This window comes from Sphingomonas populi (assembly GCF_004208535.1).
In the GTDB taxonomy this organism is placed as follows: Bacteria; Pseudomonadota; Alphaproteobacteria; order Sphingomonadales; family Sphingomonadaceae; genus Sphingomonas; species Sphingomonas populi.
Genome location: NZ_SGIS01000017.1, coordinates 1 through 12,804, shown reverse-complemented (window position 1 = coordinate 12,804; position 12,804 = coordinate 1). Strand labels below are relative to the sequence as shown.

13 protein-coding genes are annotated in these 12,804 nt (G+C 65.5%); 7 read left to right on the top strand and 6 right to left on the bottom strand.

All coding sequences use genetic code 11. The features are described 5' to 3' along the window. Positions 1-60: 60 nt before the first annotated feature. The 4 genes from otsB (at position 61) to EWE75_RS25055 (ending at position 4,239) form a co-directional block, all read left to right on the top strand. Entirely contained in the window at positions 61-816 is a 756-nt protein-coding gene (otsB, locus tag EWE75_RS12250; RefSeq protein ID WP_130157843.1) for a trehalose-phosphatase, read from the top strand. Continuing rightward, positions 813-2,609: a glycoside hydrolase family 15 protein gene (locus tag EWE75_RS12245; protein ID WP_130157841.1), complete on the top strand. Its 1,797-nt coding sequence runs from the start codon at positions 813-815 to the stop codon at positions 2,607-2,609. Before otsB ends, EWE75_RS12245 begins: the two co-directional genes overlap by 4 nt. After that, positions 2,606-3,991: an alpha,alpha-trehalose-phosphate synthase (UDP-forming) gene (gene otsA / locus EWE75_RS12240; RefSeq protein WP_130157839.1), complete on the top strand. Its 1,386-nt coding sequence runs from the start codon at positions 2,606-2,608 to the stop codon at positions 3,989-3,991. The genes EWE75_RS12245 and otsA overlap by 4 nt, the downstream gene beginning before the upstream one ends. Before the next feature lie 80 nt (positions 3,992-4,071). Next, positions 4,072-4,239: a hypothetical protein gene (locus EWE75_RS25055; protein ID WP_165388363.1), complete on the top strand. Its 168-nt coding sequence runs from the start codon at positions 4,072-4,074 to the stop codon at positions 4,237-4,239. A gap of 143 nt (positions 4,240-4,382) precedes the next feature. Here EWE75_RS25055 and EWE75_RS12235 read toward each other — a convergent pair whose 3' ends face one another. Then, entirely contained in the window at positions 4,383-5,672 is a 1,290-nt protein-coding gene (locus EWE75_RS12235; protein ID WP_130157837.1) for an MFS transporter, read from the bottom strand. Between the two features lie 124 nt (positions 5,673-5,796). Between EWE75_RS12235 and pgsA the strand changes: the two genes are divergently transcribed. Genes pgsA through EWE75_RS12220 form a run of 3 tightly spaced genes read left to right on the top strand, consistent with a single transcriptional unit; the run spans position 5,797 to position 7,048 of the window. Then, positions 5,797-6,348, top strand: a complete 552-nt coding sequence (pgsA, locus tag EWE75_RS12230; RefSeq protein ID WP_130157835.1) for a CDP-diacylglycerol--glycerol-3-phosphate 3-phosphatidyltransferase — start codon at positions 5,797-5,799, stop codon at positions 6,346-6,348. Beyond that, positions 6,348-6,605, top strand: a complete 258-nt coding sequence (gene moaD / locus EWE75_RS12225; RefSeq protein WP_130157833.1) for a molybdopterin converting factor subunit 1 — start codon at positions 6,348-6,350, stop codon at positions 6,603-6,605. The genes pgsA and moaD overlap by 1 nt, the downstream gene beginning before the upstream one ends. Next, complete coding sequence (locus EWE75_RS12220; RefSeq protein ID WP_130157831.1) at positions 6,602-7,048, top strand: molybdenum cofactor biosynthesis protein MoaE; 447 nt, start codon at positions 6,602-6,604, stop codon at positions 7,046-7,048. The genes moaD and EWE75_RS12220 overlap by 4 nt, the downstream gene beginning before the upstream one ends. Positions 7,049-7,063: 15 nt before the next feature. On the opposite strand, the gene EWE75_RS12215 is transcribed toward EWE75_RS12220, so the two are convergent. From EWE75_RS12215 to ahpC, 5 genes are all read right to left on the bottom strand, one after another. Beyond that, positions 7,064-7,729, bottom strand: coding sequence for a fasciclin domain-containing protein (locus EWE75_RS12215; protein WP_130157829.1), 666 nt, complete (start codon positions 7,727-7,729; stop codon positions 7,064-7,066). A gap of 85 nt (positions 7,730-7,814) precedes the next feature. Beyond that, the gene (locus tag EWE75_RS12210) at positions 7,815-8,717 is read right to left on the bottom strand and encodes a hydrogen peroxide-inducible genes activator (protein ID WP_130157827.1); all 903 of its coding nucleotides are present in this window, start codon (positions 8,715-8,717) and stop codon (positions 7,815-7,817) included. Positions 8,718-8,835: 118 nt separating this feature from the next. After that, entirely contained in the window at positions 8,836-9,960 is a 1,125-nt protein-coding gene (gene add / locus EWE75_RS12205) for an adenosine deaminase (protein ID WP_231708331.1), read from the bottom strand. A 209-nt stretch (positions 9,961-10,169) separates the two neighbouring features. Beyond that, on the bottom strand, positions 10,170-11,762 hold the full coding sequence (gene ahpF / locus EWE75_RS12200; RefSeq protein WP_130157825.1) for an alkyl hydroperoxide reductase subunit F: 1,593 nt from the start codon (positions 11,760-11,762) through the stop codon (positions 10,170-10,172). A 182-nt stretch (positions 11,763-11,944) separates the two neighbouring features. Further along, positions 11,945-12,508, bottom strand: a complete 564-nt coding sequence (gene ahpC, locus EWE75_RS12195; RefSeq protein WP_165388362.1) for an alkyl hydroperoxide reductase subunit C — start codon at positions 12,506-12,508, stop codon at positions 11,945-11,947. Positions 12,509-12,804 lie beyond the last annotated feature (296 nt).

Sequence of the window (12,804 nt, the reverse complement as noted above, 5' to 3'; positions counted from 1 at the left end):
GTGTTCGCAGCGTAACGACATGCTAACAGGTGCTTCGTGCCGATCCTGAAGGAGAACCGAATGTCCGCCGCCACGGACGCAGTGACCTTGCCCGCGCCGCCGCCGACTCTGCTCGAGTCCGCCAGCCTTTTCCTCGATTTCGACGGTACTCTGGTCGATCTCGCCGATCGCCCCGATAGTGTCGCGGTCGATACGGACCTGACCGATCTGCTCGCCGCCCTCGCGCGCCGTCTGGATGGCCGCGTCGCGGTCGTCAGCGGGCGCTCGATCGCGCAGATCGACGCGTTGCTCGGCCCGGTCGCGCATACGCTGGCGGTGTCGGGCAGCCACGGCTGCGAACATCGCTGGCACGGGATTGTCGCGCAACCGGAGCGGCCCGACGGCCTGACCCACGTCGCCACGGCGATGCACGCCGCCGCCGCCGGGCAGGACGGCGTGATCGTCGAGGAGAAGAGCTTCGGCGTGGCGCTCCACTACCGGCTCGTGCCCGCGTTCGAAGCGGAGGCGCTCCGCCTCGCCGAGACGCTGGCCGCGCGGCACGATCTCGCGATCCAGCACGGCAAGATGATGGTCGAACTGCGCGTACCCGGCAGCGACAAGGGCGTCGCGGTCGCGCGGCTGATGCAGCGACCCGACATGGCCGGCACCACGCCGATCTTCATCGGTGACGATCTTACCGACGAACCCGCCTTCGTCGCGGCGCGTGACGCGGGTGGCCACGCCATCCTCGTCGGGGATGCGCGCGCGAGCGCGGCCGATTATGGTTTGCCCGATCCCGCCGCCGTGCGGGCGTGGCTACAGGAGAAAATTGCATGACCGCGACGCTCGATCTCTGGCCGATCGGCAATTGCCAGGTGTCCGCTCTGGTCGATCGCGCCGGGCGCTTCTCCTGGGGGTGCGTGCCGCGCGTCGATGGCGATCCGGTGTTCTGCTCGCTGCTCGACGACGCACCGAGGGGCGGGGAGGGCGCGCGCGGCTTTTGGGAAATCGATCTCGAAAACGGCACCAAGACGACGCAGCAGTACATGCGCAACACGCCGATCCTCGTCACCCGGCACGAGGATAACGCCGGCAACGCGATCGAAGTCACCGATTTCTCCCCGCGCTACGTCCGCGAGGGGCGCACCTATCGTCCGGTCGCGTTCGTGCGGATCGTCCGCCCGGTCGCGGGCAGCCCGCGCGTGCGCGTGCGGCTGCGCCCCGCGAAGGACTGGGGCAGCGCGGACCCCGAGCGGACGCAAGGCTCCAACCACATCCGCTACCTCAACACCGCGATGACGCTGCGGCTCAGCACCAACGCGCCAGTCGGCTGGATTCAGGAAGAGCGGCTGTTCCGCATCGAGCGCCCGCTCTATTTCTTCCTCGGCCCAGACGAGAGCTTCAGCGGCGAACTGCCCGCCACGATCGAGATGATGCTCGAACGCACCGTCGCCGAGTGGCGGCAATGGGTGCGCGGTCTCGCCACGCCGCTCGAATGGCAGGAGGCGGTGATCCGCTCGGCGATCACGCTCAAACTGTGCCAGCACGAGGAGACCGGCGCGATCGTCGCGGCGCTCACCACCTCGATCCCCGAGCATTCCAACAGCGAACGCAACTGGGATTATCGCTACTGCTGGATTCGCGACGCCTATTACACGGTGCAGGCGCTCAACCGGCTCGGCGCGCTTGACGTGCTGGAGGGGTATCTCGAATATCTGCGCAACATCGTCGATAGCGCGCGCGGCGGGCATATCCAGCCGCTCTACGGCGTCGGCGGCGAGGCGACGCTGGAGGAACGCGTCGCGCCAGGCCTCAACGGCTATCGCGGCATGGGGCCGGTGCGCGTCGGCAATCAGGCCTATGAGCAGATCCAGCACGACGCCTACGGCCAGATCATTCTGTGCAACGCGCAGGCGTTCTTCGACCACCGGCTGTTCCGCGTTGCCACCGTCGAGGATTTCCGCGCGCTGGAGACGGTCGGCGAGCGTGCATGGGAATCCTACGACAAGCCCGATGCCGGCCTGTGGGAATTCCGCACGCGCAGCGACGTCCACACCTATTCGGCGGCGATGTGCTGGGCGGCGTGCGACCGGCTTGCCAACGCCGCCTCGGCGCTCGGTCTCGAAGAGCGTCGCGCCTTCTGGTGCGACCGCGCCAACATCATGCGCGAGACGATCGAAACGGCGGCGTGGCGCGAGGATACCCGCCGGCTTTCCGCGACGTTCGGCGGTGACGATCTCGACGCCAGCCTGATCCAGTTGCTCGACCTGCGCTTTCTCGCGCCCGACGATCCACGCTTCCGCGGCACGCTCGAAGCGGTCGAAGTCGGGCTGCGGCGCGGCTCGAACATGCTGCGTTATGACACCGAGGACGATTTCGGCCTGCCCAAGACCGCGTTCAACGTCTGCACCTTCTGGCTGATCGAGGCGCTCCACGCGACCGGCCGCGATGCCGATGCGCGCGCGCTGTTCGAGGAGATGGTGTCGCGCCGTACCGCCGCCGGGCTGCTGTCCGAGGATATCGATCCGGTCAGCGGCGAATTGTGGGGCAATTATCCGCAGACCTATTCGCTGGTCGGCCTCATCAATTGTGCCGGGTTGCTCAGTAAACCCTGGAGTTCCGTGCGATGAGCAGGCTCGTCATCATTTCCAATCGCGTCTCCGCGCCGAGCGGCGGCGGCGCGCAGGGCGGGCTCGCGATCGCGCTGTCCGCCGCCTTGCGCGAAAGCAACGGCATCTGGTTCGGCTGGTCGGGCGAAGAGATCGAGACCTTCACCGGCAACATCAACTTCCAGCGCAATCAGGGCGTCGCCACCGCGACGATCGATCTGGAGGCGCAGGATATCGACGAATATTACAACGGTTTCGCCAACCGGACCCTGTGGCCGCTGTTCCACTACCGGATCGACCTCGCCGAATATGAGCGTGGCTTTGCCGGCGGCTATGAGCGCGTCAACGCGCGCTTCGCCGAGACGGTGGTGCCGCTGATCGAGGAGGACGATCTCGTCTGGGTCAACGATTATCATCTGATCCCGCTCGGGCGCGAGTTGCGCGCGCGCGGCTGCGAGAACCGGATCGGCTTCTTCCTCCACATCCCCTGGCCACCGACGCGGCTGCTGATGTCGCTGCCAAGCCACCGCGAACTGGTCGAGTCCCTGTTCGCCTATGACGTGATCGGCTTCCAGACCGAAGATTCGCTCGACGCCTTCCGGGGTTATGCGCGCTCGCAATTCGATGCGGAGATCGACGATGCCGGCGTGATGACCTATGACGGCCACAGCGTCCGCCTGATCGCCGATCCGATCGGCATCGACACCGCCGATTTCCGCGCCAGCGCCACCAGCGAGACCGCCCGCGAGCGCTTCTCCCGGATGCGCGAGAGCGCGGACGGCCGCACGATGATGATCGGCGTCGACCGGCTCGATTATTCCAAGGGTTTGCAGGAGCGCTTCCTCGGCTACGAGCGCTTCCTGTCGGCCAACCCGGAGCAGCAGGGCAAGGTGTTCCTGCTCCAGATCGCGCCGCCCTCGCGCGGGGAAGTGCAGAGCTATCAGGAGATTCGCGCGACGCTCGATTCGCTGTCGGGGCGGATCAACGGCGAGTTCTCCAACGTCGAGTGGGTGCCGATCCGCTACGTCAACAAGGGCTATCCGCGCGAGCAGCTCGCCGGCATGTACCGGGCGGCACGCGTCGCCTTGGTGACGCCGCTTCGCGACGGCATGAACCTCGTCGCCAAGGAATATGTCGCCGCGCAGGACGAGGCCGATCCCGGCGTGCTGATCCTGTCGCGCTTCGCCGGCGCGGCCGAGCAACTGACCGACGCGATCCTCGTCAATCCGCACAGCCCCGAGGAAGTTTCGGACGCGATTGCCACCGCGCTGGCGATGCCGCTGGAGGAACGCATCGCGCGCTGGCGGGCGATGATGGACAATATCGAACAGGAGGACGTGTTCTGGTGGCGCCGCCGCTTCACCGACATGTTGGAGGCGACCCCGCACGAGATGACGGCGTAGTCGCCGCCGCCCCGAAAAAGGACGCGGTTAACCATAATATGCGATGGTCGAAATCGTAAACGGCGCGTTAACCTCTCGCCATGCAGATTCGCCATCTCCACGCGGCCCCCGCGCCGCGCCACCCCTTCCGCCAATCGATCGCGCGGGCGCACGCCGCCCGCACCGATCGCAGCGAAGACCACGACATCAAGCTCTTCGTGCTGAGCTTCACCGCGTTCTTCATCTGCTTCTACACGTTCATTTTTTGAAACGCCGCCGAGCGCGCTGACGACGGCGCTTCAACCTGCCGTCACCCCAGCGCAAGCTGGGGTCTGTCGCGGCCCTTGTCACGACTTTCCCCACGAAGATCCCAAGTTACACTGGGATGACGATCAGACGGGAGGATTTCCCCTCAATCGCACGCCAGATGCAGCTTCTGCGCGAGCCACGCCGAGATCGGCGACATCGCCGCCACCACGAACAGCATGTTCTCGGGCGTGATCCCCGCCGATGCCAGGCCCTGCACGAACACCGCGCCGATCACCATCGCGCCCGAATTGACGACATTGTTCGCCGCCACCGTGCGCGCGGTCTGGTCCTTGGTCACGGTGGTCGTCAGGAATGCGTAGAGCGGCACCACGAACATGCCGCCGGTCACCGCCACCGCCATCAGCACGACGACGATCAGCACGCCGTGCGGGATCTCCAGAAAGGTCGTCAGGTCGTACAGCGTCCCCGCCGGCGCATGCGGGAAGGTGCGCGTCAGCAGCGAGAAGACGACGATGCACGCGCCCATCGCCAGCACGCAGAACGGCGCGAACTTGGCCGAGGTCTTGCCGCCCAGCATCGCGTTGATCGCCACCGAGCCGACCGCGACGCCGATCGAGAACAACGCGATCACGAAGGTCGAGACGTGCTTGTCGGCGGTCAGCACGTTCTTCACCAGCGGCGGGAAGATGATGATGAGCACCGCGCCCATCGTCCAGAAGAAGCTGATCGCGCAGATCGCCAAGAACAGCCGGGGAATGTGCATCGTCGCGTTGATGAGCCGCCACGATGAGGTGAGCGGGTTGAAATTGACCGTGAGTTTCGGCCCCATTCGCGGCGCCGGCGGCACCAGCAGCGCCATCAGCCAGCCGATCGCGGCCACCACCATCACCGTGATCGCGGTGCCGCGCACCGACAGCAGCCCGGCCGCGACCGTCCCCATCAAAATCGCCAGATAGGTCGCCGCTTCGACCAGCCCGGTGCCGCCGAGCACCTCATGATCTTCGAGATGCTGCGGCAGGATCGCATATTTGATCGGCCCGAAGAACGCCGAATGCACCCCCAGACACAACACCGCCGACAGCATCATGACCAGGCCGAGCGTCGTCAGCCCCGAACTCGCCACCAGCAATCCGCCCGCGCCGAGCAGCATGATGCCGACCTCGGCGGTCTTGACGATGCGGATGATCCGCGCCTTGTCGTGGGTGTCCGCCAACTGCCCGGACAGCGCGGAGAGCAGGAAGAACGGAATGATTCCGATCGCGGTGGCGAGCGCGTTGAAATTCTGCTCGCCGGCGGGATGGTGGAAAATCTGATAGGTGGCGAACAATACCATCGCCGTCTTGAACAGATTGTCGTTGAAGGCTCCCAAAAACTGCGTCGTGAAAAGCGGCAGGAACCGGCGCTCTTTCAGCAAGCCGAGCGCGTTAAGCATGTTAAGGTCCGTGGTCTGTGGATGGCGAAAAGATGGCAACGCATAGACGACGCCACAAGGGAGCGGCAACCTACTTGTCATGCACGGCTTCCGCTGGCGCGGGCGTGGGGGTAGAGCGGAGCCGATGCTGACCCTGCCCAACCTGCTCACTTTGTCGCGAATCGTCGCGGTGCCCTTGCTCGTCTGGGCCTTGTGGTGGCCGGCCTGGGCGCCCGGGTACGCGATCGGCTTCGCGCTCTACTGCCTGATGGGCATCACCGATTATTTCGACGGCTATCTGGCGCGCGCGCAGGGGACGGTGTCGAAGCTCGGCATCTTCCTCGATCCGATCGCCGACAAGATCATGGTCGCGTCGGTGGTGCTGCTGCTCGTTGCCAATCACGATATCGCCGGCTGGAACCTGATCGCCGGGCTCATCATCCTGCTGCGCGAGATCGCGGTGTCGGGCCTGCGCGAATTTCTCGCGCAATTGCAGGTGTCGGTGCCGGTGTCGCGGCTGGCGAAGTGGAAGACGACGCTGCAACTCGTCTCGCTCGGCGGGCTGATTTTGGCCGGAGCGCTGCCGGGGTGGCCGTGGCTGCAAACGATCAGCCTGATCGCCTTGTGGGGCGCGGCGGCGCTCACGCTCCTCACCGGCTGGGATTATCTCCGCGTCGGCCTGAAGCACATGGACTGATGGCGACCGAAATCCTCTATTTCGCGTGGGTGCGGGAGAAGATCGGCACGGGCGCCGAGACGCTCGATCTGCCCGCTGGCCTTACGAGCGTCGGTGATCTGGTCGCATGGCTCGCCGGCCGCAGCCCCGGCCACGCCGAAGCGTTCGCCGATCCGGCGCGGCTGCGCGCGGCGGTCGACCAGACCTTCGTGCCGCTCGACGCGCCGCTCGGCCGTCCCCGCGAAGTCGCGATCTTCCCGCCGGTGACGGGCGGATGATCGCCGTCGCGGTCGATCCCGCGCCGATCGACATCGGCGCCGAATATGCCGCCATCGCGGTGGGCGGGGCAGGGGGGATCGCGACCTTCGCCGGCCTCGTCCGCGCCGACGATGGCGTCGAGGCACTGACACTCGAACATTATCCCGGCGCGACCGAAGCGGCACTGGTCGCGCTCGCCGAGGCGGCGGTGGCGCGCTGGGACCTGACGGCGGCGCGGATCACCCACCGCGTCGGGCGGATGGTGCCCGGCGAGACGGTGGTGTTCGTCGCCACCGCCGCCCGCCACCGCGCCGCCGCGCTGGAGGCCTGCGCCTTCCTGATCGACCGCCTCAAGACCGAGGCGCCGTTCTGGAAAAAGGAAACGCTCGCCGGCACCGAACGCTGGGTAGAGCCACGCGGCAGCGACGATGTCGCCGCCGCGCGGTGGAACGACGCTCTATAAACGCCGTTCGCGCTGTTACCCCAGCTTCGGCAGCAGCACGCCGTTGACGACATGCACCACGCCGTTCGACTGCATCACGTCGCCGGTCGAGATATAGCTCTTGTTACCGTTGACGTCGGACAGTTCGATGACGTTGTTATTGACCGTCACCTTGAGCGGCTCACCCTCGACCGTGGTCAGCGTGGTGCTGCCGCCAGCGGCGGTGGCCTGCGCCTGAAGCTGCGCGATCGTGATCTTGCCGGGGACGACGTGATAGGTCAGCACCTTGGTCAGCGTCGCCTTGTTGGCGGGCTTGAGCAAGGTGTCGACCGTGCCGGGCGCGAGCCGCGCGAACGCGTCGTCGGTCGGCGCGAACACCGTGAACGGGCCGGGGCCGGAGAGCGTGGCGCCGAGGCCGGCGGCCGTCACCGCCTTCACCAGCGTCGACAGGTTGGGCGCGGCGGCGGCGTTGACCGGGATCGGCTTGGTCGCGTCCATCGCGGCGCCGCCGACGGTCGGGTTGGGGGCGGCGGCGGCATTTGCTGCCGGTGGCGTTGCGGTCGTGCCTTGCGCGGCGGGAGCGGCGGCGCCCGGCGCGGCGGGAGTCGCGGGGGGGGCAGGCGCGGTGGTCTGGGCGGTGCCGGCGCTCGCGATCATCAGCGCGCCGATCGCGGCGAGAGAGATTTGGGTGGTGCGGATCATCGGTTTCTCCAAGGATTACGGGCGGCGCCGGTGAGGGCGCTCCTGGGAAATACGGATCAGAGCCGAAATGGTTTCGTCCGCGTCATCATTGCGCCTCGGTCAGCGCGTCGGCGAGCAACTGGAAATCCTTCTCGCGCGGGGATGCACGCCGCCACACCAAGGCGATCTTGCGCGACGGATTGGCCGCCGACAGCGGTCGTGCGACGAGGCTGGTATGGTCGAGAATCCCGGCGTTGAGCGCCATTTCCGGCAGCATCGTCACGCCCAGCCCATTGTCGACCATCTGCACGATCGTATGCAGCGACGTGCCGAGCATCGTCGCTTCGGCGCGCAGTTCGGGCCGGTTGCACGCGGCGAGCGCATGGTCCTTGAGGCAATGCCCGTCCTCCAGCAGGAGCAGCCGCGTCTCGTCGATCGCCTCGGCGCCGACGCTGACGCCGCCCGCGCCGATCTCGGCTTCGGGGCCGGCAAGGAACAGCCGGTCCTCGAACAGTACCTGCGACGAGACCTCACCGCACGCATAGGGCAGCGCGAGCAGCACGCAATCGGTGCGGCCGTGGTTCAGCCCCTCGCACGCCGGGGCGCTCGCCTCTTCGCGCAGGAACAATCGCAGTTCTGGATAATCGCGCCGCAGCCGGGGCAGGATGCGCGGCAGCATGAACGGCGCGATCGTCGGGATCACGCTCATTCGCATGTCGCCCGACAGCGGCCGCCCGGCGGCGCGCGCCATGTCGCCGAGTTCCTCCGCCTCGCGCAGCACGCGCCGCGCCTTTTCGGCGATCCGGTCGCCGAGCGGCGTGAAGCGCACCACCCGCCGCGTGCGCTCGACCAGCACCACCCCGATCAGCGTCTCCAGTTCGCGAATTCCCGCCGACAAGGTCGATTGCGTGACGAAACACGCATCCGCCGCCCGCCCGAAATGGCCGCTGTCCTGAAGCGCGACAAGATACTGGAGCTGTTTCAGCGTGGGGAGGTAGGTGGCGGCCAAAATCGTCTCCGTCGATCAACATGGGTGCGTTGAGCGGTAACGGCGATCAATACCAGCCGAACCGCCAGGTCAAGCCGATCCCGTCGATTTCAGTCGCGTGCGGCGGGACGGCGCCGGTTCAACTCCATGCTCGCGCGAAAGCGTCGAGCTTGGCCAGATACGCCGCCTTGCGGTTCGCCGGCAGCCACGCCGCGTTGAAGGCGTTGCGTTCGAGACCGATCAACTCCGCGCGCGTCAACGCGCTGCGGGTCTGGGCGCGGACCAGCACGGTGTTGAGATACTCGCTCCCCATATACGCCGGGTCGTCCGAACTCACCGTCACGTTCAGTCCGGCGTCGATCATACCGCGCAGCACGTCCACCGGCGGCGTCGATGTGCGCAGCGTCCCGGAAAAGGTCGGGCAGACGGTGAAGTACAGGTTCCGCTGCTTCGCCAGCGCGACCAGTTCCGGCGATTGCAGGATGTTGCCGCCATGATCGATTCGATCGACCTTCAGATCGACGATCGCGGTGCGCAGGTGCGCCAGCGTGTCGTCCTGATCGACATCGCAATGCGCGGTCACTTTCAACCCGGCCGCGCGCGCCTTGGCGAAATGCGCGGCGAACTTCTCCGGTGGATTACCCTTTTCGTCCGAATCGAGGCCGACGCCGACCAGATACTGTTTCAGCGGCAGCGCGGCGTCGAGCGCGGCCATCGCGCTCTCCGCCGACGAATCGCGGACGAAACACAGGATCAGTTGCGATTGGATGCCGAGCGCGCGTTCGGCATCGACCCGCGCGCGCGTAATGCCGCCGATCACCGCCGCCATCGGCACACCGCGTTTCAGATGCTCCTGTGGATCGAAGAACATCTCGGTATACAACACGGTCTGCGACGCGGCCTTGGCGAGATAGGCATACGCGAGATCGTAGAAATCCTGCTCGGTCAGCAGCACTTTCATGCCGTCATAATAGATCGCGAGGAAGCTCGGCAGGTCGTGGTAGATATAGCTTCGCTTCATCGCCGCCACATCGGCGAACGGCAGCTTGAGGCCATTGCGCGCAGCGAGCGCGAATTTCATCTCGGCTTCGAGCGTGCCTTCGAGATGAACATGATATTCCGCCTTGGGCATCGCGGCGATGAAGCGGGTGATATCGGCTTTTGCGTCGGGGGTCGGACGCGGAGCGGCCGATGCCCAGCCGGGCAGCATCGCCAATGCCGAAACGCCAAGGCCCCCGCACATCGCGGCGCGTCTGTCGATCATGTGTCCCCCCGGAGTGAGCGAGATGCCCAGTCTGGAGTGCTCATGGCCGCCGCGTGCTGTCCATCACCGTTTTGGCGATGGCGGGTTCGAGAAAAGCCCGCAGGGTGTCCGGGCGACCAAACCGTTCTCCCGCGAAAGCGGGAGTCCAGGGCCACGAACGCAGCGCGTGTGGCTCTGGACCCCCGCTTACGCAGGGAAAAAGGGGCAGATTACTCCGCCGCGACCAGTTCCTGCTCCGCCGCATCGACTGGCTCATTGCGGATCAGGTAATCGAACGCGGACAGAGCCGCCTTCGCGCCATCACCCGCCGCGATCACGATCTGCTTGTACGGCACGGTCGTCGCGTCCCCCGCAGCGAAGATGCCGGGGCGCGAGGTTTCGCCGCGATGATCGATCTCGATCTCGCCACGCGGGCTGAGGGCAATCGTGTCGCGCAGGAACTCGGTGTTCGGCACCAGCCCGATCTGGACGAAGATGCCCTCCAGTTCGATCTCATGAAGCGTGTCGTGGTTGCGGTCCTTGTAGACCAGCCCCGACACCTTCTCGCCATCGCCAATCACTTCGGTGGTCAGCGCCGACGTGATGATCTTGACGTTGGGCAGGCTGGCGAGCTTGCGCTGGAGCACCGCATCGGCGCGCAGATCGGTATCGAACTCGATCAAGGTGACATGCGCGACGATCCCGGCGAGATCGATCGCCGCTTCGACGCCCGAATTGCCGCCGCCGATCACCGCGACGCGCTTGCCCTTGAACAGCGGGCCGTCGCAATGCGGGCAGTACGCCACGCCCTTGTTCTTGTACGTGTCCTCGCCGGGCACGTTCATCTGCCGCCAGCGCGCGCCGGTCGAAAGGATCAGCGTCCGCGTCTTGAGGCTCGCACCATTGGCAAGCTGCACCTCATGCAGACCACCGGCTTCGCTCGCGGGGATCACCTTCTCGGCGCGCTGGAGGTTCATGATATCGACGTCATAGTCGCGAACATGGCGTTCGAGGTCGGCCGCGAACTTGGGGCCTTCGGTGTGCGGCACCGAGGCGAAATTCTCGATTCCCATCGTGTCGAGCACCTGCCCGCCGAAACGCTCGGCGACGACGCCGGTGCGGATGCCCTTGCGCGCGGTGTAGATCGCAGCCGCCGCACCGGCGGGGCCACCGCCGACGATCAGTACGTCGAACGGCGCCTTGGTCTTGATCTTCGCGGCGGCGCGGCCTTCGGCGGCGGTGTCGATCTTGGCGACGATCTGCTCCAGCTCCATCCGCCCGCTTGCGAACGGTTCGCCGTTCAGGAACACGGTCGGCACCGCCATGACCTTGCGCTCTTCGACTTCCGCCTTGAACAAGGCGCCATCGATCGCGGTGTGCTTGATGCGCGGGTTGAGCACCGCCATCAGGTTGAGCGCCTGCACCACATCGGGGCAGTTCTGGCAGGTCAGCGAGAAATAGGTTTCGAAGGTGAAGTCGCCGTCGAGGTTCTTGACCTGCTCGATCAGGTCAGCCGCCGCCTTGGACGGATGCCCGCCGACCTGAAGCAGCGCCAGCACCAGGCTGGTGAACTCATGCCCCATCGGCAGACCGGCGAAGCGCACGCCGATATCGGTGCCGACGCGGCGGATCATGAAGCTCGGCTTGCGCGCATCGACGCCGTCGACGACGGCGATCTTGTCGGAAAGCGCGGCGATATCGGTCAGCAGCGCACCCATCTCCTTCGACTTGGGCGAGTCGTCGAGCGACGCGACCAGTTCGATCGGCTGCGTGATGTTGACCAGATAGGTCTTGAGCTGCTGGGTCACATTGGCATCAAGCATGGGTGAAATTCCTTGTTGAATGAGCCCCGCTACCCCGTTCGTCCCGAGCGCAGTCGAGGGACATCGTCCCTCGACTGCGCTCGGGACGAACGGATATGCGGTGGCGGTCCTACTTAAAGCAAAATGGCCCGGGGCGGACGGCAGTCCACCCCGGGCCACACGGCGACCCCAGGGGGCTTTGGTTAGATCTTGCCGACCAGATCGAACGAGGGAGCGAGCGTCTCTTCGCCCTCTTCCCACTTCGCCGGGCACACTTCGCCGGGATGCGAAGCCCAGTACTGAGCAGCCTTGATCTTGCGCAGCAGTTCGGCAGCGTTACGGCCCACACCCTCGGGCGTGATCTCGACGAGCTGAACGACGCCATCGGGATCGGCGACGAAGGTGCCGCGGTCGGCAAGGCCGACGCCTTCACGCAGGATGTCGAAATTGTTCGAGATCACATGATTCTGGTCGCCCAGCATGTAATAGTTGATCTTGCCGATCGCGGGCGAGGTGTCGTGCCAGGCCTTATGGCTGAAGTGCGTGTCGGTCGAAACCGAATACACTTCGACATCCATCTTCTGGAGCGTCGGGTAGATGTCGGCGAGATCTTCGAGTTCCGTCGGGCAGACGAAGGTGAAGTCTGCGGGGTAGAAAAAGAAGACCGACCACTTGCCCTTCACGTCGGCATCGGTGACGTCGACGAACTTGCCTTCCTTGTACGCGGTCGCGGTGAACGGTTTGATCGTCTTTCCGATGATCGACATGCAATATTCTCCTTTGCAGTGGACGAGACCGATATAGGCCAACCACGCGCCCACGGGAAATTGGGAAGTTCGTTCTGATCGATCGAGTAAAGCGATCAGTGCAAAGATATTGAGTGATTTTGCAAGCGAAAGGCCACCGCTCCGCGAGCGCAACCACTCCCCTCCCTGAAAGCAGGGCTATCGCATTTGAGCGAGGAGAGAAGAGAGATAGTCGTCGTGCCATCCGGCGTGTTTAAATTTTCTGCGGATGGAGAGTTTTCGGGTGTCGTGCTGGAGCAAATTGAGGGCGAGGCGTC

Coding starts and splice junctions, on each gene's coding strand:
- otsB (WP_130157843.1), top strand. CDS start 61: ATGTCCGCCGCCACGGACGCAGTGACCTTGCCCGCGCCGCCGCCGACT.
- EWE75_RS12245 (WP_130157841.1), top strand. CDS start 813: ATGACCGCGACGCTCGATCTCTGGCCGATCGGCAATTGCCAGGTGTCC.
- otsA (WP_130157839.1), top strand. CDS start 2,606: ATGAGCAGGCTCGTCATCATTTCCAATCGCGTCTCCGCGCCGAGCGGC.
- EWE75_RS25055 (WP_165388363.1), top strand. CDS start 4,072: ATGCAGATTCGCCATCTCCACGCGGCCCCCGCGCCGCGCCACCCCTTC.
- EWE75_RS12235 (WP_130157837.1), bottom strand. CDS start 5,672: ATGCTTAACGCGCTCGGCTTGCTGAAAGAGCGCCGGTTCCTGCCGCTT.
- pgsA (WP_130157835.1), top strand. CDS start 5,797: ATGCTGACCCTGCCCAACCTGCTCACTTTGTCGCGAATCGTCGCGGTG.
- moaD (WP_130157833.1), top strand. CDS start 6,348: ATGGCGACCGAAATCCTCTATTTCGCGTGGGTGCGGGAGAAGATCGGC.
- EWE75_RS12220 (WP_130157831.1), top strand. CDS start 6,602: ATGATCGCCGTCGCGGTCGATCCCGCGCCGATCGACATCGGCGCCGAA.
- EWE75_RS12215 (WP_130157829.1), bottom strand. CDS start 7,729: ATGATCCGCACCACCCAAATCTCTCTCGCCGCGATCGGCGCGCTGATG.
- add (WP_231708331.1), bottom strand. CDS start 9,960: ATGATCGACAGACGCGCCGCGATGTGCGGGGGCCTTGGCGTTTCGGCA.
- ahpF (WP_130157825.1), bottom strand. CDS start 11,762: ATGCTTGATGCCAATGTGACCCAGCAGCTCAAGACCTATCTGGTCAAC.
- ahpC (WP_165388362.1), bottom strand. CDS start 12,508: ATGTCGATCATCGGAAAGACGATCAAACCGTTCACCGCGACCGCGTAC.